Below are 24,052 nucleotides of genomic sequence, written 5' to 3'. Positions count from 1 at the left end.
GAAAAGCACACGAAATGAACTCTCGCAGGTCTGCATCCACACTCGGATCGACCACAAGCCTAAGAGACAGAGAGTAAATTAGCGAACTGTACATTTCGTGTGCTCTCAGCAGCCCAACCCCGACTCCATCATTTCCGAGAAAGCACACGAAATGAACTCTCTCAGTATCTGCATCTCGTTGCTTGAGAGTAGGAGTGCTACCTCGAATCGTATTGAACTCCTCAGCCGTCTGCCGTTCGTCTCTTGAATTCACACTCTGTTGCAGACGTAACCACACTATCGCGCCCCATGCGTATTCAATAGAATCTGAAGAAGCCGAGGCCACTAGATGGCTGATGACACCGACCTTCCAGTACCGCTCGAGCAGGCACGAACCTATATTCGCGTTCGGCCAGCAGACGAATCGCTGAACACAGAGACCGTTGCGACACACGTGCGCCGTCTCCACCAACTACCACAAAAGAGCAATCCGGCAGGGTTCAGGCTCTTCAATCGCCCTTCATCACCAACTATCGAGTGTTTGCTCATCTCCGACGGAAACGGTGAGACGACTCTCACGTATCTGTTCGGCGTCGACGATCCCGAAGCGACCGACGCACTCGAACGCGTCCTCAGAGGGCTGTTCCCCGATTCATACGAACTCACACGGACGACCCGAACCGCCGATGAATTCAAAGCACGCTGGTCTGGCTCAGACTCAGCGGATGAGTCAGCCGATGATTCCGATTGCATCGCTGCTGTCGAGTACGAGGCTTGCGTCGAACGGCCCAAAGACTGGCAAACACGACTGACGCCCTTCAGCGAGTTCGAAACCAGCGACAGCAACCACAGCCAGACGCATACGCGAATCCCGCTTGCAGCCATCATCGAGACGATGGCAGCGAGTGACTGCCCAATCATCTATCAGACACTGCTCCGCCCGAAACCCGATTGGACGGCTGCAGCCGACGTCCGGCGGAAAGCGCTCGAGACGTATCAGGACACACTCGGTGGCAAACTGTCGACTGCCGTGTTCGGCGCACCCGACGACCTCCCGATTCCACAGAGTGACGAAACCAGACTCGACGAACTCGCGGTCCGCGAAACACACCGGTCGTTCGACGTGAACGCCCGCATCGCCGTTATTGCACGCGACGACAGCAGCAATAGCAACGTCACAGCGACAGCCCACGAACTCGCCTCGGTGTTTGCGGCCGTCAGTCGGACATCGTATGAACTCACAGGACGGGTGTTGAGCGGGCAGACCGCGAGAAACGTCCTCTCGGAGATGTGTGAGCGGACGTTTCACCCACCGACATACACAGCGTTCACGAATCGGTTACCGTGGCGCACACCACGCAGTCAGGGTATCGTCGCCGACGCAAGCGAACTTCCGAACTTCTTCGCCGTCAGTGGCACTGCGCTCACCGCAGCAGGCGTCCGTGCACTCGCGCCAACTCCCAGAGAACGCACTGCACTCGCACGACCACCAACCGACCTCCTCGCTCACTACCGTGGCCCAGGAATGCTCCTCGGGAATCCGCTCACCCAAGACGGCACCCCAGCCACCGAGTCGCTCGTGCTTCCACCGAGTCTGCAGCCACTACACGTCGGCTGGTTCGGCAGGACGGGTGCGGGCAAATCCACGAGCACCATCAACGCACTCTTGCACAATCACGCCGCCACTGCGGGCGCAGACATCCTCATCGACCCGAAAGGCGACGGCATGACCATCGATTACCTCCAAGCGCACTATGCGACCTACGGCACGCTCGAGAACGTCCACTACTTTGACTGTGCGGACGTCCTCCCTGCGTTCTCGTTTTTCGATATCCGCGATGAACTCGAAGCAGGTGTTCCTCGAACCACCGCTGTCGAGGATACGGTCGACCATTACATCGAAATTCTCTCTCAAATCATGGGCAAAGACCGCTTCGAGCAAGCCGTTCGCTCCCCGGATATCATCCGGTATCTCACGAAGGCGATGTTCGACCCCGTCAGTGGGTGTGACGCCTTCTCACACCGCGACCTCCACACTGCAGTCCGACAGATGCACGAACGCCAGGCTGCTCCTGCGGTCTCCGACGGAGACCTCGAACGCATGCTCGCAGGCGTTGTCGCCAATCGCCCTCGGTCGTTCGACGAAATCATGCAGGGTGTCGCGAATCGAATCGAGAAAATCCCGCTCGATCAACGTCTCGCCCGTATCTTCAATCACGTCGCAACAGACGACCCAGACACTCCCGCGTTCGACCTCGCCCACTATTTGAACGAACACGTGGTCATCATCTTCGATACGGGTGACCTCCGCAGTGAGGCCCAGCGCGTCCTCACACTCGTCATCCTCTCGAATCTCTGGACGGCACTGCGTCGGCGCTCGAAACGCAGTAAGAACTCCAAACAGCCGCTCGTCAACCTCTATATCGAAGAGGCCGCGAGCATCGCCGTCTCCGACCTCTTCAAACAGTTACTCGCCCAATCACGCAGCTTCGACTGCTCAGTGACGCTTTCGATGCAGTTTCCCGCCCAACTGCGCGCCTATGGCGACGATGTCTACGACGAAGTGCTCAACAACATCTCCACGTTCATCACGGGTAACGTCCCTGTCGATCGCCGCCTTGCCGAACGGCTCGCTACCGACGACATGGATGCACAGGCCGTCGGAAATCGATTGCGTGCCCTTCGTCGCGGACAATGGCTCGTCAGCCTCCCTGCTGGCTTCGACGACCCTGAGCCCCGTCCGTTTCTCGTCAGGTCAGCCGCTCCGCCACCTGGCGACCCTGCAGGCGACGACCCGTTCACTGACACAGAACTGCAGGCGTTCGAGGACGTGATGATGACCGTCCGTGAGCGAACGATGCACCACTCAGGGCTGACGCTCACTCTCCCGAATACGGTCACACCCGACGAAGGCGATGCGGAGACGTCGGCTGACACAGAGACAGACACAGACGGCGATGAGTCACCACTCCCACAGCAACGAGTCGACTCTGCGCTTCCATACACGAACCGGATGCCGCCGACGGTTCGCTACAGCCCATCCATTCATGCGCTTCGCTGTACGGAATGTCACAATCGCTACGACCCGACCACCGAGGGAATGCAGCGTGCAATCGCCTGCTGCTCGTCACTACAGGACATCGACCGCGATGACGTGCCGATCTGCGAGGTAAACCTCAAGCTCACTCCAGAAGAGCGAGCCGTCTCGGCGTGCACGGATACACAGTTGCTGTTCCTCCAGGCCGTGTACAATGCCCAGCAACTGCGATACGACCCACTCGAATACGACCTGCTCCATGATTCGATGCTCCGCTTACAGGAATACGTTGCAATTGAGTCAGAAGCTGTCGAGAGCCTCATCGAGGACGGACTGCTCCGACACGATACCGACCACCCACATCGGCTCTATTCGGTTACGCCTGCTGGTCGAAACGAAATCGGTGAGAGCTACCGCCAAGGCGTCGACTACGGTCACAGCACAGGCGATCTCGAAGAGTCGAGCCAGCACGTCCGCGCCATCGAGGTGGCCCGACAGCACCTCATCGAAGCGTACCTCGAAAACCCGGAGTCGTCGGTCGTCGAAGTGGTTCCGTACTACGATATCGATGACCGCCGTCGCCTCGACATCGCAGGGCTCGATGCTGATGGCACCATCGTCGTTGCCGTCGAAGCCGAGCGAGTGAATCACGATAATCGCCGAGCCGCCCCCGAGGACTTCGACAAAATCGCCGACTGCAATGTCGACGACGCAATCTGGGTCGTCATGACCCAGTCTGCAGGCCACGCCGTACTGCAAGCGCTCAACGACCCGCTTGAGGGCGACCCACGCGTCGAGAAAACTTATGCGAAAACAACACCACCACAGCAGTTCCGCATCGACACACCCGGGTTGACGGCGATGTATCCGGTTGAGTGGTTACGCGACCAATCACGTGTGAACAAGTGAAGGCTGGGTTGTAATAAAGATTCGAGCGCATACCTCCGTCTTGCGGCGGAGGTCGAGCGACACGTAGAGTCGATAGGCTCTGTTGAAACCCTCAGGCGGTAATAGGTTTTAGGAACCGTGCTGAATACAGGGCGCATATCGGTCACGGTGTCTGCTGTTCGACCGTTCAGTTCTGTCGTCGAAGGACGTCGATATCGAACCTCTGGGAAGAATCAGTATTTCTCTCTACCAACCGAATTTTTATTCAGACCATCGAAGATGACATGGCTATGGCACGGAGAGTTATCGAGCCAAAAAACCTAGCCGACACAACGCCGCATCACTTCAGCCCTGCAATCGTCGCCGACGGGGCGTTCTACATATCGGGACAGGTCGGGACGGACGAAGACGGGAACTACGTCGGCAACGATGTCGAGTCACAGACTCGGCAGGCATTCGAGAACGTCGAGACGATTCTTCAAAGTGTGGACAGGGAACTCGAGGACATTGTCAAAATCACGAGCTATATCGTCGATATTAGGGACCACTACGAGGCGTTTCAGTCAGTGTATCGAGAGGTTTTTTCGACCGAGCCTTTTCCCTGCCACACCGCCATCGGTGTCGAGAGCCTCGCGAGCGAAACACCCCTAGTAGAACTGGAGGTAGAAGTTCCTATTGACGAAGAACCGTGACGAGAGTCCCTCGTCTTCTCCTTCGGGGTCCAGCGAACAATTTCCCAAACGAGGTCCGTATACGACCGACGTATCCTCTGTATCTTGTACTCCCTTACTGACAACTGTCCAAAAGTTCGTTCACCGCCTGCTGAATACAGTGCGCGTATCGGCTACTCAGTCTCGCTGCTTCATTTCATGACACCCGGCTGACTCGTCGTCTATCGTTGCTCAGCACTTTGAAAGTCAGTAAAATTGACGTTGCCGCGCTTCGAGATGAACGGAACGGTTTTCGTTGCGCGACTTTTAGATTATCGTGAACACAATGACGAGTGAACGGCTTATGAGCGGCGAAGCTGACTACGAGTACAAGGTCGTCAACGCTCCGACCAGCCTTCTGTGGTTCCGAATCAAGCGCGATGCGACCGAGCGATTGTTGAACGACCTCGCGGCGGACGGATGGGAACTTGACGAGGTCGTCGTCAACTGGTGGGGCGGTGCCGAACTGTTCCTCCGACGTTCCCGCTGAGTGACGACCTTCCGAACCTGCCGAAGAGAACCTCCGGGACCACTACCCAGACAGCCTGTTCGCGGTGCCCGACTCACCCCTTTGTATCTTACACTCCGTTACTGACAGCTGTCGAGGAGCTCGCTCACCGACTGCTGAATACAAGGCGCGTATCGGTCACCAAGTTTTCGTGATTTCCTCTTGCAGGAATGCTCCAAACGGTGGGTGGACACGATGCGATTCAGTCGCCGGACAGGTGCTTCCTACGAGCGATGACATACATAAGTACGATCCCCGCACCGACGGCGAGGATAAATTGCTCAACCACTGCCAGAATCGTAGCTGGATCCTAAGCACTGAGCAAGAATACGAGAGTGAACAGGACGAGACTGACGAGCGCGAAAGTACCGATGAGTTTGCCGAGCGGGACTGCTTCGTATCGAATCCAAGACTATCGTCGCAACGGCCCGACGGCGTGAGGGAGTGCTCGCCATCCATTGTCCGCTTCGATGTCCGAGTGCTTGCGCGTTGTACTGCTGGGCGTCCAAGCAGACCATATTCCGTATCAGGAATGTTCCCTCCATCTCGGTGGTGGAGCGGGTATAGGGGGCTGCAGTATCTACTAGTAGTGATGTCCGAATCAAAAGTGACCCGCTGGGAGTACGAGACGCTTCGCCCACCGCGCGATGAGACCCAAAAAGAAGCAGAGGATCCGAAAGCAGAGTTGAATCAACTCGGTGCAGAGGGCTGGGAGTTTGTGGAGACGATCGACTACGAAGGAGGCGGCACCAAGTACCTCGTTTTCAAGCGACCTACCCAATCGGATGAGCCAGTATGACTGACGAGACCGACATCAGTACGGCCAACACGATGCGTGAGCGCTCGGGCGAGAGTCGGATTAAAGTTTGGTTGCTGCTGCGCGCGAACCGCCTTCTCGTCTCCAGCGTCCTGACCAGTGCCGTGTTCGTCGCATTCGTCATCGCCGTCGCTGTCCTCGATCCACCGTTTTCACGGCAAATCGAGTCCGGCGACATGATCGACACGATGTTCTCGACGATGATCACGGTCATCGTGACTGGGACGACACTCGTCGTCACGATCGGTCAGCTCGTCCTCTCCCAAGAGAACGGCCCACTCGGCGATCAACGCGAGCGTATGTCCAGTTCGATGGATTTCCGGGATTATACTGAAGAATTAATCGGATCTCCGAGTCCTGCCGATCCATCCGAATTCCTCCGGCAGATCATCGGAATCACGGCACAACGAACTACGGCTCTTCGAGAGTCGATTGACAAGAATAATAACGAGAATCTCCGAGAAGAGGTCGATGAATTTGCTGAAAGCGTCACTGGGAACGCTGACACGGTACGTGACCAACTTGAGGATGCGCAGTTCGGCTCGTTCAATGTGTTATTCGCTGCACTAAATTTCAATTATAGCTGGAAAATCTTCCAAGTTGAACGTCTCGCGAACGAATACGAAGAGAGCCTCAATGAGGAAGAACACGGCTTGCTTGATGACCTCAAAACAGCGCTGTCTCTGTTTGGTCCGGCGCGCGAACACATCAAGACGCTGTACTTCCAGTGGGCACTCATCGACTTGTCTCAGATGATTCTCTATGCTGCAGTCCCGGCGTTGGCCGTTGCGGGTATCATGGTCGGAATCGTCGATGCGGGGACGTTCCCGGGAAGCACACTCGGTCTCGATCACATCATCCTCGTTGTGGGCGGTGCGTTTGCGGTGACGCTCGTTCCATTCATGCTGTTCGTCTCATACGTCCTTCGCATCGTCACCATAGCGAAACGGACACTTGCCATCGAGCCGCTGATCCTCCGCGAATCACAACGCTAAGATCCGACGCAGAACGCAAACCTCAGACGTAGTTAGATGTGGGCACTTCGTGAGGGACTGAGGTTAGTCACTCTCAGAACGGGCGTCGATTGCTCGCGTCCCGCCACAGTTCCAATACCGTCCTCCGCGAGGAGATCGACACAGGCGCTGTTGAATGCCTTTGGAAAATTCCCCAACCCCATTGAAGCCTCTAACATCGAAAATATAGCCCCGAAACGATTCGTCGTCCCTAATCCACTGGAATGACCGACGTATCCTCTGTATCTTGTACTCCCTTACTGACAACTGTCCAGAAGTTCGTTCACCGCCTGCTGAATACAACGCGCGTATCCTACAGTACCTTCTATCTGATTCTACCGCAGGTCTGGTTCCACCGCTAGAATCCTAGACGCCTCATTTGTTGAGCCGATTGATGAACGACTACCAATCACGCCAGTAGAGAACGAGCCACACTAGATGACGGCAAGAAGCCGAACAGGCCAAACGATCAAGGCCATACTCCCACTCAGTCCACCGCTGGATCATCGGGATCTTTTTCATGGACCCATACCGTCGAAATTCGGGTCCCCTCGACGCTCGTTACCTCAACGACGTGACCGTCGATATCGACGCGGTCGCCAGGTTCTGGCGCGCGGTTGAGTTGCCCGAGCACCAGTCCACCGATCGTTTCGACCTCCTCGCTTTCGAAGTCCCCAGCCAGAGTATTGTTAACGTTCGACAAGTGGACTCCTCCGTCAATGTCGTACCCCCCATCGTCGCGCCGACGTATCGAGGGTTCGCGCTCATCGAGATCAAATCCGTCTCGAAGGTCTCCGACGAGGGCCTCAACGATGTCTTCAACCGTTGCAATCCCCTCGAACGCTCCCCACTCGTCGATGACTGCGGCCATCTGCTGGCGATCCTCTCTGAACTGTATCAGGAGATCGCTAATTGCCATTGTCTCCGGGACGATGAGAATCTCGCGGGCGATGTCACCGACTATCTCGGCATCCCCATCGTCCACCTCTGCGCGCAGCACTTCCTTGACATCCACGAATCCGACCACTTGATCGCCGTCGTTGGCATCAAGAACCGGATAGCGCGTGTGACCGGCCTCGAAGACGATCGAATGAAGCTCGGATAGCGTGACATCTGCAGGAACGCTCACCACGTCCGGGCGTGGGACCATGACCTCTCGCACCACGGTGTCGTCAAGATCGAAGACGCGCTCGATCATCGTCACTTCTGCCACGTCGATGTTCCCTCCCTCGCCGGATTGCGTTAGTACCCGAAGGAGCTCCCGCTCGCCGAGTGTTTCATCCGTTTCGGAAGCGGGCGGCACACCGAGCGACCGCGTAAACGCGTTGGCTGCCCCGTTGAAGACCACAATTCCCGGATAGAGTATGTAATAGAAGAGCTTCATCGGCGGGGCGAGGAACAGCGAGAGCCGCTCGGTCTTGGCGATTGCGAGCGTCTTCGGCGCGAGCTCACCGAAGACGACGTGGAGAAACGTGATGATACTAAAACCGATTGCGAACGCAACGAGATGGATGAGATTCGCCGGGAGAACCGATTCCAGTACGGGTTCGATGAGCGCCGCCACTGCGGGTTCGCCGACCCATCCCAACCCGAGGGATGCGATGGTGATACCGAGTTGCGTTGTGGCGAGGTAGTTGTCGAGATTCGTCATCACTTCTTGGAGCGTCCCCGAGCCGGGCCGCTTCTCCTCAACGAGCTGGTCAACTGATGTCCCCCGAATCCGAACGAAGGCGAACTCTGCAGCGACAAAAAAGCCATTGAGCACCACGAGAAACAGCGCTAAGACGATTTGTGCCGCTGAAAGCGCGACGTTTACCATCGGTGCCTCCGGAAAGTATTGCCGTTCGATTGGAGCGTGTCCATAGCTATGCATCTCGTTCCAGTGACTAAAACCATCTAACGGATTCGCGGGTGAACGACTACTGTCAATAGTGAACTAGTCCTGTGGATTAGAGGCCATAGACTCTCCTCCTCATTCCGCCGACTGCCTGCGAACATGGGGCCTCGACATTCAGTAGGCAAATCAGCATCGGGTCCTGCTGAAGAGACTCTCTGTATCTTGCACTCCGTTACTGACAGCGATTGAGGAGTTCGTTCACCGACTGCTGAATACAGAGCGCCAATTTCGCAAAGACACCAGTTTCGAGTACTCGGTGAGCCGCTTCTGAATCGAATTGCGTATCAAGGCCTGGTCCGACCGACTCCCTCTACTGATATCTGTAATCAGTCCTCGTAACTGACGATGGAGCGGAAGCCGCCATACGCCATGCGTTCCGGGTCGAAGGGCATCTCCTCATCGTAATTTTCCGTGTCCATCGCGGGATCTTCCATCACCTTCGCGTTCACCTCGTCGCGGTGTTCGCGCGACTCGAACACAATAAATGAGAACACGACCGTTTCGTCGTCTCCGGTTTCGGCGAGCTCTGGGAAGGTCACCATCGGCATGTCGCCCATGTCGGGCTCCATATCGTCTCCGATCCCCTCAAAATACTCGAGAGCGCCGTGTTCGATCCAGAGCTTTCCGGCCTCACTAGCCATATCGCGATACGCATCGAGATTATCGTTCGAGATTGGGATGACGAATCCATCGACGTATCGTTCCATAACTTCTATAGAGAGGACGCGACGAGAATTGAACCTTTCTGCCACGAACCGAAATTTATCTCCCCAGTAGATTTTGGTTTGCTGACTACACCCTCTCTATTCAGCACACACCATCTGACAACACCTAGGTGGGCTTCACCGACTGTGCTGAATACAAGGCGCGTATCGGTCACCAATTCGGCACTCACTGTGAGCTAATCGAATCGCTCGCTACAGCGGTTTGTATTGAGTAGTCAGTTATCGACAGATGACACTCGAAAGGAGTGCTGACTACTCCTGAGTAGTTTCGCCCCTAATACTACTGACACCAATTAGTATCAACAATAAGCCAACGCCCAAAGTCAAACTATACAAGACATCGAGCCCTCCGCGCCAAATGTCTGGATTGGACAGGTAAGGCCAGAAATTTATCCAGATAAGCAGCCCCCACAGTATGGTGAATCCAGCCAACACCAATCTGACGCTCCTCATGACATCTACCATATGGAAAAGTAGTAACTATCCAATATGTAACTTTCTATTGATAATATCAAGAAATGGTTAATGTTGAGTATGTCATGGTTCTGGAGCAAAAGGAAAAGACGACCAACGTAGTCAATTCGCATGCGCTACTTCGTGGTTAGTTCAGCGCCGATGAGACGGAATTAACGAGGCCTCCGTGAGAGATGCATCCTCTACATTAAGCACGCGTCTTCTGACAGAGAATGGGGGGATGTCTACAGTCGTGCTGAATACAGGGCGCATATGCAGCACGACTTCCTCGGTGTTACGTTCAGAGCACGGGTTTATTGCAGCGACAGATGCAATCGTAGCCGACTATCCCTCTAACTCAATTTGTTTTCTGAAGAGATGATCACCGTCTGGAGCAAGGACGGATACGCGCGTTGTTCGGTCCTGTAAGAGCGGTTCGACGAGGCCAACCTGCCGTACGTAGTCGTACTTTGGACAAGTGGTCGTTGTCGGTATCCCGGGATTCCCGAAGGTGACCAATATGACACTTGCGCTCGGGATGAGCGTCAAGCCATCGAACGTGAAATCCTGGCCGGTTTCAAACTGTATTGTGTAGTCCGTCAATTCGATCGGTAAGTCTCCAGTATTCTGGAGCGTAATCGTCTCCTCCCACTGGTCGAAGTCACCAGAAAGCGACCCCGAGACATCATAATGGACTACCAGCGTTTCCTCGGAAGGTGTCACAATCCGGTCTGCCTCATACGGCGAGCAACCGGGTTGCTTGACGGTGACTGCCTCCGCCGATCTGCTCGAATCGAAGGAGAGCGTCTCGGAACAGCCTGCGAGACCGGTGAGTACGGTCCCCGAGAGAGTGAGGAGGGCACGGCGTTTCATAATGGCAAATATCTTCTAGCAAGCAAGTATCTTCTGTCGAACCGAGCTGTCACTGTTGCACAGTCACAATTTCTTCTCGTTGTTTCGAGCTAAAAGTATAGGATAAAAGGCGACCTGTTTGCTGAAAATACCCTCTGTATCTTGCACTCCCTTACTGACAACTGTCCAGAAGTTCGTTCATCGCCTGCTGAATACAGTGCGCGTCTCGGTCACTGGCTCGGCGCTTGATGCGTGCTACTTGAATCGCACTGTGTGGGAGATGTAATTATCTCCTGTCGTTGTTGAATCGCTTCGTAAACTCTGAGAGAGACAGAGTTCTGTTGTCATAGTAGACTTGGAGAGCAAGTATAGTGCCCGTGAACGAAGCAACGACGATGAATACGAACGCAATTGGCACCCAGAAGAGAAGGAACCCCGTTGTAGGCATACTTGGAGATAAGTGACATTTAGAATAATCTTTGTGGTCATGAAGTCCGCATACCTACCTAACGGTTGTTCCACCACTAAGGGAGTGAAACGAATGACACCCCTTTGCTGAATAGCGGCTGGGATTCGATGGGGCAACTCGCACACGTTGGACTCAGAGTCGACGCACAGCAGAAAGAGGCACAGGCGTGAGCGCACGCGAAGAACTCCGCATGCATCTCTCACAAGCATTGTCGCGAACAGAGAACCCTGACGTCCAAGCACACCTGCATGCGGCACTGGAGTCGTGTGAGGACCTCTCGTCGACTCCTCTAGTCGAGTGCCCCGTCTGTCGGAAGGTGGGGTTGCCCGAGCGAATTAGGGTGCACGACTGCAAGACTCAATCCTGAAGTTTCCGGTCGGCCTCACCGGCAGAACGGAATAACCACCTAGCGAAAAGATTTATTCCGTTTCTCCTCGTGTACACTTCTATGGAAGAGCCACGCGACGAACTGAAGGCCAACCCCAACGAGCGTGGTGAAAAACCAGATTTCGATGCCTTAACACCACCCGAGGATATTGTCCGCGGCGAACGCACACGCGACGATTTCTTCGATGCAGTCCTCGCACTCGATCGTCCTACGCCTGCCGACGAAATTGCTGACCTCGCTGGCCATGGAGTAGACGCCGCGCGTGAATACCTGAAGTGGTTTGAGCGAATGGGGATTGTCACACGAGTCACGAAGTCGCCAGCGACGTACGAGCGCAACGACGAATACCTCCGATGGCGACGTGTCCAGAAACTTCGCAAGCGATACACGAGTGACGAATTACTCGGACTTCTCGAAGACGAGGCGGAGCGTGACCAATCGTACGTAGCTGAATTCGAGATTGAGTCTCCAGAAAGAGTCTCTATTTCGCAGTATGCGATTGAGACCGATCGCTCACTTGAGGACGTCTGGGAAGACCTCTCGATGTGGAAGACGACGCGGCGTCGTATCACGCTTCTTGAACAGGCGTTGTCTGGTTCTGACGGCTCAGTCGATCAGCGTAGCACCGCATGACAGGCGGACGCAGTCCGGATGACAGCGGAGCGCCAGTCGATTTTGACCGACTCGAAACCATCGACGAGCGACTTGCAACGGACAGTCGATTCACTCAAACCATTCTCCGTCCAGAGTTCGCCCCAGATCGACTCGTCTGTACATACAACTCAAGCTTCTATCCAAACCGCGTCAAGACCGCGCGTCTCGAGATAACTTGGTTCTCGAATGGAGATTTCTCGATCCACTATCACGAGACACACCACGACGAAACGTTCGATCATCGCTGGGACCGCCATCCGTCGAGTCACAACGCGCGCGACCATATCCATCCAGGACCGAACGCACCGACACCCGGAGAAGATACCTCACACCCGAGAGATTGGCGAGATGTCCTCTCGGCGATTCTCTCCGAAATCGAGGAACGACAACGATCGTTCTGGACGGCCTGATCCTACGAGAAATTAGCTCATCGAGCGGTCAACCTCACAACCTGGCTTGATACCCCACGTCGTCGAAAGAATCCGGTTGTCGCTAACAACGAAATTGCCTGTGTCAGGTGCGTTGAGTCTGATTCGTGCTTCTTTGGTACCATCCTGGAGGCGAAGCATTCGGAATGTACTCTGAAAATAAATAAACCTGTCATCATTTTTGACACTGCGAAATTCTATATGTAGATTCGTTGGCTATGACATATGAACGACTTGAGTGGATTCCAACGCGACCTCCTCTACGTCATCGCGGGGTTCGACCAACCGTCAGGACAAGACGTCAAAGACGAACTCGAACAGTACGTCGACGGCGAAATCAACCATGGACAGCTCTACCCAAACCTCGACACGCTCGTCAACAAAGCGTACGTCGAGAAGGGACCAATCGACCGTCGAACCAACTACTATGCGATCACAGAGAAGGGACGAGAGGCACTCCGTGAGCGGCGAGGATGGGAAGACCACTACACGGCGATTGAGGCGTAATCGGGCGCGGTCAGCGTAGTGACCTTGATAGTGGTAGTTATAAAGAACTTAGAAAAGCTATAACTCTCCGCAACTACCGAAGGGAAGCAGTAGTAGTGAAGCCCACAAAAAATGGCAAGACAATATCCTCCGGCCTCATTGACAAACTTAGATTCGATGAAATCGACATTATAAAAACGTAACATCATGACACGAGATATCTGCGAATTACGATCGAGATACGATGAGAAACGGTCAGAACTCTCTCAGAGCCTGAGCTTCGTAGATGAGGTACCCGAAAAGAAACTCGTACCACTCTACAATAGTATCGGGATCCAATCGCAGGGTGCGGCTGCCTACGCTGTGTTCTTCGACGAGTTCGAGACTGCACGCTCCCTATTTGCCGATGCGGCAGAGTACTCCTCAAAGAGTATCACCGTACGACGAAAGTGGCGAGATGAACTTGAGGGGGAGGATTGGCGCAGCGAACCAGTAGCCATCCACCGTGCCCTAATCAGTGCAGTGTTGAGTGGAAATAAGCAGATCTGCACAGAGACCTCGGACTTAGCCCAATCAATGGATAAATCGTACGTCGATGACTTCCCCGACAATACAGCCCAGTTCTACCGCGTCCAAAGTGTTGGTGAAATCATCGCAGAGAACACATCGAAGGTGAGTTTGCAACTGATTTCACGCCAATCCGAGAAGGATACCAACTCGCGCTCTAAAGCCATAGCCTCACTTTATCAAGGATTTTCAGAGGAAGACGAAAGTGAAATTCAAGATGGGATTCAGCAACTCGTCTCTCTCTTTGAGGAGCGTGTCAACCCAAAATCATCGAATCCATCGGACCTCTTTGAACAATCTGCAACCGCATTTTTTTTACTAGCACATGAACGTGGTTTCGAGGTCACCGTTGAGACCGACTCTCTCCCAGAAGACTACGTCTGGTGGATTTTAGAGTGATCTTTGGCAATTGTGGGGCTCATAGTATCTGTAGCAAATATCACCAAATGAAATCCGATAACCGACGAGGCCATCGTAAGGAGGCTGTAGTAGTCCAGCCGGGTAAGAACGGCAAAGCAATCTCGTCGCGATCACCACGTCTTGACCGATTCTTCGGGTTCGACGAAGTTGACATAATCAAATTCTAAAATATGAACATGGGTCATGAAATTCGAACCAGATACGAGGAAAAAATGGGCCGACTCCCTCGGAGTGTCGAACGGATAGACGAAGTCCCTGACAAGAAACTCGTACCACTGTATCATAGTATCGCGGTGAAAGCAAGAAGTGCAGGGATCTATGCGGTAGCTCTCAGTGAGTTCGAAACAGCTCAATTGCTGTTTGCTGATGCATCACGATATTTCATCAGTCATTTGATTGAGGTTGAAAAGTGGCGTGACGAAATAGTAGAGTCATACTGGTACGAAGAACCGCAAGTATTCCAAAACGCCTGTTACTGTGCTCTGTGGTCTGGCGATCCAAATCTCCCTGCAAAAATCGCTGAGCAAGCGAAATTACTTGAACAATCTTATTTAGAGAAGTTCCCTAACAATTCAACCAAATACTATCGAGCACAAGCGTTAGCAAACATTCTGCGTGGGAATGATGCAAGTGATGATCTGCAGAGACTGGATGCTGCGCTTGCAAACGAAGAGACGCCTCACACAGCCGCTGTGGCTATGATCTATCGTGGACTTGTGAACTCCAACGATTCTACTCTTCAACCTGGGATCCAGCAACTGATTACACAGTTTGAGGAACGTGCTGATCCAGCCTCTACTAACTCATCGGATCTGTTTGCGTTTACAGCAACAGCGTTTCTCGTGTTGGTACGTCAGCAAGGCTTTGAATTCGACGTTGACAGTGATTTTATTCCAAAGAACTACATTGTGTGGCTCCTGGGAGAATCAACGTGATTGCGCATAATACTCCCCTATCTGACCTTCTTCTCTCATTCTCCGTCGAATCCTGGCGGAAAACACTCTGGTTCAACACCCGGAGGACAAATCGGCGGTCTATCGTCCCACGCATTCTGCACCCACTGAATTTCATCGGAAACCCACTTTGGTAGCGACTCAACGACTTGATGATGGCTCGTGAGTAGCAAAGGAATAAATGACCGACGATACCATATCTTCATATCTGCTGTTCGCTGAACAGCCTGAAAACAAGTTCGTAGAGGGTATAAAAAGCCTGCTCCAAAGTCACTGGAACATTCCCGAAAGCGAAGGGTCGTACGAATACTTCGTCGACGAGAGAAGATTGAAAACACAGTCGTTAGACGAGTTGTTCACTCACCTCCATCAAGCACATTCTGCGGGAATTACTGTCGAAAAGGATGATTTTGAAATCGGGCTAATGACAGACGCCCAAGGGTACCCATTCGAAGATGTCTCGAACATTGAGGTGTGGTCGTGGTCGTGGGAGTTCGATTACGGAGTTAACGAACCAGGGCGGCCTTTCGCTACTAAGAACGTCGAACGATACGTGAGTGCTATTACACTCCTCTCCACTATCTTAGATCCGGTGTACGCTTACGGAAAGCGGATGGAAACAGTAGACCCCGATACTGTTCCAGACGAAGAGGGCCTCACAAATCACGTGGTCAACGAGATATTTTGGCTGAACATATTCTCTGAACCTCTAGTAGAGAAATTTGGTCGTGATCGAATTCTTTCTGCTCCTGCGTGGCGGGTCGACGAGTTAGATACCGGTACAATTGTACTCATTGCCGAAGACAGCCCAGTGAGACCGTCTAAGGAGTGGCAAGGAAGTCGTTCGAAGATTGCAGACCATCTTGGTATGTGAATACCCTTCTTCGGATGCTGAATTACCGTGTTGGAGTTGTGTCAAACGTGGCCGTCGAAATTCACACTAGCAGAGTCGTCAAGTCAGACGAATTGTGTTGTTGACGCTGTAGAGATAGCCTTTGAGGATGAGTCGCTCAAGGATTTCATCTGGGTGTGTATTGCCGGCTGCACAAATGGCAGCAAGCGCATCGGTGGGTGAAAGGTCCCCATCAGTATAGTCGGCGAGTTGCTGGATGCGAGTGTAGGCCTCCTGTTCGATGTTCGTGAGTGGAGTTTCGGGGTTCCGCATCATCTCCACGTCAGGTGAGGCCAGTCTTGGCTCTTTGGGGTGGAGAACATCTATTTGAGTTTCTTTAACCAACGCAGGAACCGCAGTCCTTCGAAGTGTTGGTTAACGACGTGGCAGCGAGCGGTTTGTACGCGCCTGAAAGGCCGAGGCGCGTCAATACGCGTCAACGTGATTTCCATGCGCGGTACAGACGCACTCGACGATGCATCAGCCGACCACGAACGGTTTGAAGCGGAACTCGTCGCACAGGATCAAGATGCCTCCCGCGTCGTGGTAGCGGATATTGACGAGGGGAGGGCCAATTCTCTCGTCAATGACCTCGTCGACGACGACGTCGTCACTCCCATCCCCGACGAACGGGTCCTCGTCCACGAGCCAAGCGACGAGGCATTCGACTCGATTCTCCAACTTGCGGTCTTCCATCGAGGCTGGACCGCCGCTCGCGACACCGACGAGGGAGGAGAGTGATGCAATAGACACTTGCTGGCTGTGCCTTCTGCGATGCGGTTCCCGGTACAGACGTGGGGGAAGCACACATCTGGGGAAAAGACGAACGAGTCACACACCCGATCTGCGTCGACTGCGCAATCCAGTCGAATCCCGATCCCGACGACGGTGACCATCACGCCTGCGATGGCTGTGGTCTCGTCGTCGATGCGCTTGCAGCCCTCACACGGTTCCGTGTCGAACTCGGCCACTTGGAAGGCCCACTTCAGCTGTGTGCGAGAGGTAGTCCCGGCGGCCCAGCAACCTACTGGACACGCGACTTAGACGACCATCTCGTTAGTGAGTCTTGATTCAGAGTCATAGTCGGTCGGAAAGTGGTGTAGACGGCTCTGTTGAAAACCCTCAGTTACTGATAATTTATTGGTCCGTGCTGAATAGAGGGCGCATCTTGGTCACACTGAACTCGTTGTGTCGAGGCGGTGTTCATTCAGTCCCATTTTAGTCAGTGTTATACGGGAACCTGGAAACGGACGCCTATGGATAGAGAGAAGGTCGTCGCTGCCTTCTTCTCTGGATTAGCTACATCTCCACTAGTAAATACACTCTTCCCTATCATCGTATCCCTCAATTTCGACAACTCGGCCTCTTTGCCATTCCTGACGAAGTGGGTTCTCCGAATGATCCCATTCGTGTTACTTTTGGTCTTATTCATGGCGGTTATTGACTCTACAGAGAGTTTTGTTGCTGGTGTCCTCGGCCTTATGTTTTCAATCGCCGTGTTCGACGGTATCGGGGTTTCTGGCTTGGTCACCATGGTGGCTGTCTTGACTGTTGCCGCAGTCAAAATCCGAAATCAAATCCAGTAGCCGTCAAAGGGTGGGACTCACAGGTCACCAACGTCTCTATCATGTCAATGCGTATCTCCTGGAGTCTTCTCTTGTGAAATCGATTAGTTGCTATGGAGCTCGTAGTCGTAGTTTGGGTTTCAAATTCTACCCGGCTGGCGGATCTGCACTACGAATTTGGGGAACGGGAATAATACATCAAATCAAGACATTACTGCACTGCTGCATACAACCCTCTGTATCTTGCACGATGTTTCTAACACATCCTTGGTAGTTCACAGAGATGCTGCTGAATAGAAGACGCGAATCGGTCACTTACCAGTCGTCATCTTGGAATGGCTCGAACTGAGTGACACAGAGCGGCTATCTTCCAGCAGGTACTTCGGGAATACTCATGTAACGGGAGAAATCGTTTCCCTCACAATTGAAGCATTCTCGTGGCCCCTTGCTTGATGAAGTAGCCATCACGTTCCCGCAGTGCCGACAGGCGTGAAGATGATTTCTATCACCCATGTTTTACACCATGTATGTTATCCACTCGCAAGGTATTCAATAGCATTTATCGGCGACTGATAGCTACGCACAAACTGTCTAACTGTCGTTTTGTCCAAAACACCCCGTATAGTAGATAGTTCTACTGCTGCATACACCCTCTATATCTCGCACACGGTTTCCAAACAGAACTCTAGTAGGTTGTTCAGTTGCTGCTGAATAGAAGGCGCGTATCGGTCACCTTTGAACGCTCTCGAAGAACAGACGAGTCACCAGTTTGCAATACAAATCACCGGTTCGTGCACCGATGTCAGTGGATTCAATTCTGGTCCATTGTAGTAGGTCCACTCCGAGAAACCTGTATCCTCGAGTAGTAGGTCGAACTGTTGTTTCGGGATGAGTGCCATCTCGAACTCCATCGACGCTACATGTTCGCCGATTTCGATGTCCGTGTATTCGAACTCGTAGGTAACCGTCTGGTCTATGGTATCAGTCAGTTCGATTCGAATCCCCAGTTCGTACTTTCGGCTGTCGTGGTCGAACTGCTGGGTCGTCTGCGACCCGTCTCGCTGATCGCATAGTTCATCGAAATCGGGGAGATTGATCCAGAAGACGAACTGCCCACCAACGCCCAGTGCGTCAGACACGTTTCGGAATACCGCACGTTGGTCGGCGAGAGACGTGACATGACGAACGATATTCAGTGGACCAATAATTGTCCCAAACGTGACGTCGAATGAGAAGTCAGTGATGTCGGCCTGTGTTACCTTCGCTTCCAACCCCCGCTCTGACGCGTTCCGGCGCAGAGTATCCAGCATCTCAGTCGAGATGTCAATCCCGTACGCATCGATGTTCTCGGCCAATAGGTCGAGATAGATGTCTCCCGTCCCACACCCGAGTTCGAGAACCGGTCCCTCGTGATTGCGGCAGAACTCCAGGAAGAACGGTCGGTCAGGTCGATCTTCTGGCAGGGTTGTGTCGTAGAATCGTGCCCAGGTATCGAACGGGACTCGCTCAGCCATGCCGATAGACTACGTTTCTCGTGGGCATATACTGTTCCTGCGACCGCTGGGAGCACAGATTGCCTGCCTGAATTAGTGACTACACTCTCTGTATTCAGCACACAACTTCTGACAGGGAATGAGGAGGTATCTACAGTCGTGCTGAATACAGGGCGCGTATCCTACACAGCTATTGAAATTGGGTGGGAACCACACCTGCGTAGTTACCTCACTCCCATCATTACTCCTCGTCTGGCAGTGGCTTCTCGACAGGACTAAAGACGGTTATCCATCCATCAGCATCTACGCTTACCTTGTGGTTCCTGTAGCGGAACTCGGTTTTTGATTGAGTACCGTTACGGGTAGCCTCAGGACGGCCAAACAGGGCACCTTCGACGCTTTCGGTGTCAACCACCTCGTAGAGCGGTGGCTCTTTGATATCCACAATCTTGACCTCCTCGACCTCCGCGATTGCACCGATGATGACAGTGGTCAGGTCGCGTTGCTCGTCCGGGTCGTAGTGGGCTTGTGTCTCAAAGGTCCAGTCTTCGCCCGCCGTTTCGCCATTCATGCTGACTCTCCTCTGTTTTTTCTTGGGACTCTCTGTTGACATTGGTTTCTCTGAATCATCGTCCATCGGAGTTACCCTCCATGATAGTCCCGCCGTGCGTGGATTTCCTGTGCGCTGTCGAGGCTCGCCCCTGCTCCTTGTAATACCGAGAGTACCTGTATGGCGTTGAAGTCTGCGACGATTGTCTCCTCGACCTCACCATCGTTGAACTCGACGATGTCCAACTCCATCAGCTTCGGAATGTGAGAATGATAGAGGGAAGTGTACATCTCGTTGCGGTCGAAGTTGGAAATATCCTCCTCGGGGATTCCGTGCTCCCATGCGACGAGTTTCGTCGCCAACTCTGTGAGCGACCAGCGCGACTTTGAGAGGAGCGAGTAGAGGATGTAGCGCCGCCGTGGGTGTGCGAGCGCATCGAAGACGAAATCCATCTCCAGAATGTCCGCCGGTGGCGGCTGGACAGTTTGGATGTAGTTATCGACGGCTCGTTGTTGTGCCTGCCCGCTCTCGGACTGCTCGGATTGCTCAGACTGCTCGGGCTCTTCGTCCATCAGGCAGTGTACGCCATAGAAGACGGAAAACATTGCCGTCTTATTATAGTAGACGAGGAAATCTGCGAAATTGGAAGTTCTCTTCGGGTAGGTCAGAACCCACCCATCAGAATCTGTCTCTTTTGTATGTATTACTCTACTCAATACACCCTCTGTCTCTTGCACTCCGTTACTGACAGCGGTTGGGAAGTTCGCTCATCGACTGCTGAATACACAGCGCGAATCTTGCGACGTTTATTTGGGAGTCGAACGAGGAGTCAAAATATGCGTGGCCCTCTGCATTTCCTTTGGAACACCCGCATTATTGGAGGATACCTCCGATTTCGGGTTGCACTCTTAGTCGCTGGACTGTTGGCAATGGCAGGTGCGGTTGTAGCCCTCGAAATCGGTGGTGTACTCGGTATCTTGACCCTCTCGGGATTGACTTTCGCCACTCTGGTTGCGGTCGCTGTCATCCTCAGAATCCGCTGAATACACCCTCTGTATCTTGCACTCCGTTACTGACAGCGGTTGGGGAGTTCGCTCATCGACTGCTGAATACACAGCGCGTATCGGTCACTCAATTCGCTCGGATTCGGCGTTGCGTGTGGAGTTAACACGAGTAGCTGAACGTGATGCCTTCTGGTTCAATATCGATTTGAACGTCTTCTCCATCAATTGAACAGATGTCTATATCGGGGTTGTACTCGTGTCTCACTTCTTCCCCGTTGTTGAGTGAAACAGTAAGGTAGTCAACGCGATCTTCGACACCCTGTGATTCATCAGAATGTCCTGGAGGCAACGTGTACGAGTGGTTAAGTAACAGAGAGCCATCGGTCGCGTAGACGGCTACATTGAGGGAAATTTGTTGATTGGTACTGTTACTCGGGATGATTTCAACGGTCGTACCTTCTCCACCTTGCCCCCCGACGCCGCTGAGACATCCAGACATGGAGATACTGCACCCAAGAGCGGTGGAGAGGAGGGCTCGCCGTTTCATGTGCAAAAATCATAGTACGTTTGATAAATATTTTCTCACCTTAGTAGATTCGCACGCCTACCTAACGGCTGTTTCGGCGCTTACGGGTTGAAACGAACGATGACCATCTGCTGAAAATACCCTCTGTATCTCGCACAGTGTTTCTGACACAGAGTAAGTAGACTTCTGTAGATGTGCTGAATACAGGGCGCGTGTTGGTCACTTACAAACGCGGAGACAATCTAGGAAGCACCATGATCAAGGTCAGTGAATCCGAGAGCGGGAGATTCGACATCGATATTGGCGTTAAAACCGTGCCTCACTCTCTGGATGTTGGCCACGCTGACACGTGCACGCTCCACATTACGCTACGAGGCAGGCACTGATGGTCGATTGGTACACGACGACGAAGTTCGTACACGTCATGTTGGTCTTGCTCGTCGGCGGCATGAGTGCCGGCTCGGGGTTCTGGATCGAGTTCGCAGCTCGGGATGAGCACGAAGGCTTCGTGCTGCGCCAGGTGCGCCAGTTCCACCTCCGGTTCGTGCTCCCGGGCCTGGTGCTCATCCCGATAACGGGCGTGGCCACCGCTTGGGTCGGGGGGCTGCCGCTGACATTGGGGTGGATCGTGGTCGCCGCCGTGCTCTGGACAGTCGTGTTCGTGGCGATGCTCGCGTACGCGTGGGTCGTGACCCGCCAGCTCCGGATGCTCGAGGACGGAGACGCCGAGGACGGTGGCTACCGTCGCCTGGCGCTCGCGGGCATCGTCCTCGGCGCTGCTGCTGGTATGGTGTTCGCTGCCATCGTGTACGTGATGATTGCAAAACCCTGGTGAGCCGGGTCGGGTGTCAGCTTGAGTGGAATATCAACCATCGACTGATGGGCTCCTTGCTCTGCAGGCCGATGAAACAACTCACGATCTGATGAGCCCTGCTATCACTTCATGGTGTCTCTCAGGGGAAGGGTTTCGATGATGAATACGTAGAATCAGCAAACGGCTGGTTCAGTTATTAGGCCTGAAATGAACATGACCAGGGTGCTGGATACACCCTCTGTATCTTGCACTCCGTTACTGACAGCGATTGAGGAGTTCGCTCACCGGCTGCTGAATACAACGCGCATCTCTTTCAACATCGGTTCTGTGTTCGCTCAGAGCGATTCGTCGAGGATACGAAAAAGCGAGTTTCTGAAATCGCGCTCAAGCTGTGCGGCGAGAAGATAGAGAATAACGTGGAGTGGGGCGAGCATGAACACAAATGAGAACCCACCAATATCCAGTGCTTTTCCAGAGAGGGATGTGAGAACGGGAAGGCCGATGTGCCAGAACATCAGTATACAACACATGATGACGAAAGGGGTCTTGCGCCCGTAGTGAATCCAGAGTACGATGGGAACCCCGATCGTCCCACAGGCGAGGAACACGTCCCAACCGAAGCGCAACCAGAGTGGTTCAGGAACAGAGTACTGTGACGAGGGGTGTGCCAAATAACCGTATACTACCATCGTATATACCGCACTCGCACTTACAGCCAGCCCGACTGAACGACCCCATTTCGGGGAGGAGATGGGCTTCGCGGGGAGGGTCATCATGTGTGTTTCTCAACTCAACAGAGCAAAAGTGTGCCTTCCAGAGAATGATTGATATACCCTCTGTATTCAGCACGCGAATTTTGACAACAGCTGGGGAGGTTTTAGCGGTCGTGCTGAATAGAGCGCGCGAATCGGCCAGCTCTACGCAGACGGCTTCGCTGAAGAGTCGCAAAGTGCGATACGGACGCTACCCTTTTTGACACTGATTGTTACAATTTCTAATTCATGCCTTTTTGCGATGTTGCGGATACTTTCAGGTGCAGCCTCTGGGTTAGTAGAGACGGCACCCCCGCTGCCCGGAAGTGAATCCCAAATTCGTATCCAGAGGGATTGATTCTCACGACGTAGTCCGCCTTCACGTACGATATCTCCAGCGATCCATTCTCCAGATAACCCCGGCACTGCTGTTTCACCACTCTCAAACTCAAACCCCGAATAACCCGCCTCCTGAAGTTCCTCAACAACCTGTTCCCAATCAGTCATTGGTCATCTGGTTAACCTGTGCTGCTGATAAATTCACCCTCTGTATCTTGCACTCCGTTACTGACATTGGTTGAGGAGTTCGCTCACCGACTGCTGAACAGAGGGCGCGCATCGAGTTACGAACTCCGCGTTCGGTACGAACGACTCAAATCACCCAGTACAGACCTCTAAGAGAGATATTTTCCAAGTAGCCACAAGAGAAGGGCGAGAGAGGCTCCGAAGAAAAACGGAGATTCTGAAAGTGGAAGAAAAAGGGCTGAGAAAGCGAGAAGGAGAGTTGCCAAAATCCACCACCTGAGCGTCAGGACAAGCTCCCTTGCTCCTTGAGGAAAACTTGACACCATACGCATTATTCAATAGAGTTCTATAAACCGGTTCTGATGAATACACCCTCTCTATTCAGCAGACAACCGCTGACTGCCTCCGAACTCGTCAAGATGATGCCCGGAATGGTCGGGGGATCATCGTCATCTCGTCTCTCCGTGAGCACCTCGTTGCCGTTCTTTCGCGAGAGGGTCAAATCCAGCAGGATGATGTCAGGGCGCGGTGTGTCTGTGTTGTCGCCGCGCTCGTAGATGAATTCGAGCGCCTCGGCACCGTCGGTCACCACGTGGAGGGAGTTGGCGATATTGCCCTCTTTGAATGCCTCCTCAGTGAGGCGGATTTCGCCGGGGGTGTCCGCTACCAACAGGACATCCGCCGGGC

26 protein-coding genes are annotated in these 24,052 nt (G+C 53.4%); 15 read left to right on the top strand and 11 right to left on the bottom strand.

Annotated elements, in window-relative coordinates:
- The first annotated feature begins 520 nt into the window (after positions 1–520).
- The 5 genes from LAQ58_RS00460 to LAQ58_RS00440 all read left to right on the top strand — a co-directional run bounded on the left by LAQ58_RS00460 (position 521) and on the right by LAQ58_RS00440 (position 6,934).
- Positions 521–3,925, top strand: a complete 3,405-nt coding sequence (locus LAQ58_RS00460) for an ATP-binding protein (protein WP_224448663.1) — start codon at positions 521–523, stop codon at positions 3,923–3,925.
- Between the two features lie 269 nt (positions 3,926–4,194).
- Positions 4,195–4,596 (top strand): RidA family protein, encoded by a 402-nt coding sequence (locus LAQ58_RS00455; RefSeq protein ID WP_224448662.1) that lies wholly within the window; start codon positions 4,195–4,197, stop codon positions 4,594–4,596.
- A gap of 322 nt (positions 4,597–4,918) precedes the next feature.
- Positions 4,919–5,104, top strand: coding sequence for a DUF4177 domain-containing protein (locus LAQ58_RS00450; RefSeq protein ID WP_224448661.1), 186 nt, complete (start codon positions 4,919–4,921; stop codon positions 5,102–5,104).
- 610 nt (positions 5,105–5,714) lie between these two features.
- Entirely contained in the window at positions 5,715–5,921 is a 207-nt protein-coding gene (gene sp36, locus LAQ58_RS00445; protein ID WP_224450197.1) for a Sp36 family protein, read from the top strand.
- The gene (locus tag LAQ58_RS00440) at positions 5,918–6,934 is read left to right on the top strand and encodes a DUF7972 family membrane protein (protein ID WP_224448660.1); all 1,017 of its coding nucleotides are present in this window, start codon (positions 5,918–5,920) and stop codon (positions 6,932–6,934) included. The genes sp36 and LAQ58_RS00440 overlap by 4 nt, the downstream gene beginning before the upstream one ends.
- Positions 6,935–7,439: 505 nt before the next feature.
- On the opposite strand, the gene LAQ58_RS00435 is transcribed toward LAQ58_RS00440, so the two are convergent.
- From LAQ58_RS00435 to LAQ58_RS00425, 3 genes are all read right to left on the bottom strand, one after another.
- The gene (locus tag LAQ58_RS00435; RefSeq protein ID WP_425490676.1) at positions 7,440–8,825 is read right to left on the bottom strand and encodes a hemolysin family protein; all 1,386 of its coding nucleotides are present in this window, start codon (positions 8,823–8,825) and stop codon (positions 7,440–7,442) included.
- Between the two features lie 350 nt (positions 8,826–9,175).
- Complete coding sequence (locus LAQ58_RS00430) at positions 9,176–9,556, bottom strand: DUF1428 domain-containing protein (RefSeq protein WP_224448658.1); 381 nt, start codon at positions 9,554–9,556, stop codon at positions 9,176–9,178.
- Between the two features lie 816 nt (positions 9,557–10,372).
- Positions 10,373–10,900, bottom strand: coding sequence for a lamin tail domain-containing protein (locus LAQ58_RS00425; protein WP_224448657.1), 528 nt, complete (start codon positions 10,898–10,900; stop codon positions 10,373–10,375).
- An 896-nt stretch (positions 10,901–11,796) separates the two neighbouring features.
- Between LAQ58_RS00425 and LAQ58_RS00420 the strand changes: the two genes are divergently transcribed.
- From LAQ58_RS00420 to LAQ58_RS00400, 6 genes are all read left to right on the top strand, one after another.
- Positions 11,797–12,369 (top strand): DUF7342 family protein, encoded by a 573-nt coding sequence (locus LAQ58_RS00420; RefSeq protein ID WP_224448656.1) that lies wholly within the window; start codon positions 11,797–11,799, stop codon positions 12,367–12,369.
- On the top strand, positions 12,366–12,800 hold the full coding sequence (locus tag LAQ58_RS19025) for a toxin-antitoxin system TumE family protein (RefSeq protein WP_425490675.1): 435 nt from the start codon (positions 12,366–12,368) through the stop codon (positions 12,798–12,800). Before LAQ58_RS00420 ends, LAQ58_RS19025 begins: the two co-directional genes overlap by 4 nt.
- 243 nt (positions 12,801–13,043) lie before the next feature.
- A complete protein-coding gene (locus LAQ58_RS00415) occupies positions 13,044–13,325 on the top strand; it encodes a PadR family transcriptional regulator (protein WP_224448655.1) in 282 nt (93 codons plus the stop codon).
- A gap of 186 nt (positions 13,326–13,511) precedes the next feature.
- The gene (locus tag LAQ58_RS00410; RefSeq protein ID WP_224448654.1) at positions 13,512–14,270 is read left to right on the top strand and encodes an immunity 49 family protein; all 759 of its coding nucleotides are present in this window, start codon (positions 13,512–13,514) and stop codon (positions 14,268–14,270) included.
- A gap of 314 nt (positions 14,271–14,584) precedes the next feature.
- Positions 14,585–15,226, top strand: a complete 642-nt coding sequence (locus LAQ58_RS00405; protein ID WP_224448653.1) for a hypothetical protein — start codon at positions 14,585–14,587, stop codon at positions 15,224–15,226.
- Positions 15,227–15,425: 199 nt separating this feature from the next.
- Positions 15,426–16,118 (top strand): hypothetical protein, encoded by a 693-nt coding sequence (locus tag LAQ58_RS00400; RefSeq protein ID WP_224448652.1) that lies wholly within the window; start codon positions 15,426–15,428, stop codon positions 16,116–16,118.
- A gap of 78 nt (positions 16,119–16,196) precedes the next feature.
- On the opposite strand, the gene LAQ58_RS00395 is transcribed toward LAQ58_RS00400, so the two are convergent.
- Entirely contained in the window at positions 16,197–16,481 is a 285-nt protein-coding gene (locus LAQ58_RS00395; protein ID WP_224448651.1) for a hypothetical protein, read from the bottom strand.
- 105 nt (positions 16,482–16,586) lie between these two features.
- Here LAQ58_RS00395 and LAQ58_RS00390 point away from each other — a divergent pair, with 105 nt between their 5' ends.
- From LAQ58_RS00390 to LAQ58_RS00380, 3 genes are all read left to right on the top strand, one after another.
- Entirely contained in the window at positions 16,587–16,877 is a 291-nt protein-coding gene (locus LAQ58_RS00390; protein WP_224448650.1) for a DUF8069 family protein, read from the top strand.
- A 53-nt stretch (positions 16,878–16,930) separates the two neighbouring features.
- A complete protein-coding gene (locus LAQ58_RS00385) occupies positions 16,931–17,206 on the top strand; it encodes a DUF7558 family protein (protein WP_224448649.1) in 276 nt (91 codons plus the stop codon).
- Positions 17,207–17,392: 186 nt separating this feature from the next.
- Positions 17,393–17,722 carry a hypothetical protein gene (locus LAQ58_RS00380; protein WP_224448648.1) on the top strand — a complete coding sequence of 110 codons (330 nt, stop codon included), beginning with the start codon at positions 17,393–17,395 and terminating at the stop codon, positions 17,720–17,722.
- Positions 17,723–18,462: 740 nt separating this feature from the next.
- On the opposite strand, the gene LAQ58_RS00375 is transcribed toward LAQ58_RS00380, so the two are convergent.
- The 4 genes from LAQ58_RS00375 to LAQ58_RS00360 form a co-directional block, all read right to left on the bottom strand.
- The gene (locus tag LAQ58_RS00375) at positions 18,463–19,215 is read right to left on the bottom strand and encodes a class I SAM-dependent methyltransferase (RefSeq protein WP_224448647.1); all 753 of its coding nucleotides are present in this window, start codon (positions 19,213–19,215) and stop codon (positions 18,463–18,465) included.
- Positions 19,216–19,435: 220 nt separating this feature from the next.
- A complete protein-coding gene (locus LAQ58_RS00370; protein ID WP_224448646.1) occupies positions 19,436–19,831 on the bottom strand; it encodes a HalOD1 output domain-containing protein in 396 nt (131 codons plus the stop codon).
- Positions 19,832–19,836: 5 nt separating this feature from the next.
- Positions 19,837–20,316: a DUF7344 domain-containing protein gene (locus tag LAQ58_RS00365; RefSeq protein WP_224448645.1), complete on the bottom strand. Its 480-nt coding sequence runs from the start codon at positions 20,314–20,316 to the stop codon at positions 19,837–19,839.
- Between the two features lie 592 nt (positions 20,317–20,908).
- Positions 20,909–21,295, bottom strand: a complete 387-nt coding sequence (locus tag LAQ58_RS00360; RefSeq protein ID WP_224448644.1) for a hypothetical protein — start codon at positions 21,293–21,295, stop codon at positions 20,909–20,911.
- 364 nt (positions 21,296–21,659) lie between these two features.
- Between LAQ58_RS00360 and LAQ58_RS00355 the strand changes: the two genes are divergently transcribed.
- Positions 21,660–22,109, top strand: a complete 450-nt coding sequence (locus tag LAQ58_RS00355) for a DUF2269 family protein (RefSeq protein ID WP_224448643.1) — start codon at positions 21,660–21,662, stop codon at positions 22,107–22,109.
- Positions 22,110–22,423: 314 nt separating this feature from the next.
- Here LAQ58_RS00355 and LAQ58_RS00350 read toward each other — a convergent pair whose 3' ends face one another.
- From LAQ58_RS00350 to LAQ58_RS00340, 3 genes are all read right to left on the bottom strand, one after another.
- A complete protein-coding gene (locus LAQ58_RS00350) occupies positions 22,424–22,864 on the bottom strand; it encodes a hypothetical protein (RefSeq protein ID WP_224448642.1) in 441 nt (146 codons plus the stop codon).
- 141 nt (positions 22,865–23,005) lie between these two features.
- A complete protein-coding gene (locus tag LAQ58_RS00345) occupies positions 23,006–23,347 on the bottom strand; it encodes a hypothetical protein (RefSeq protein WP_224448641.1) in 342 nt (113 codons plus the stop codon).
- Positions 23,348–23,711: 364 nt separating this feature from the next.
- Positions 23,712–24,035, bottom strand: coding sequence for a response regulator (locus tag LAQ58_RS00340; protein WP_224448640.1), 324 nt, complete (start codon positions 24,033–24,035; stop codon positions 23,712–23,714).
- Positions 24,036–24,052 lie beyond the last annotated feature (17 nt).

This window comes from Haloprofundus salilacus, from assembly GCF_020150815.1.
GTDB classification, from domain to species: Archaea; Halobacteriota; Halobacteria; order Halobacteriales; family Haloferacaceae; genus Haloprofundus; species Haloprofundus salilacus.
Note: the sequence above shows the minus strand (reverse complement) of the source record. Positions and strands in the feature narration are given on the sequence as shown.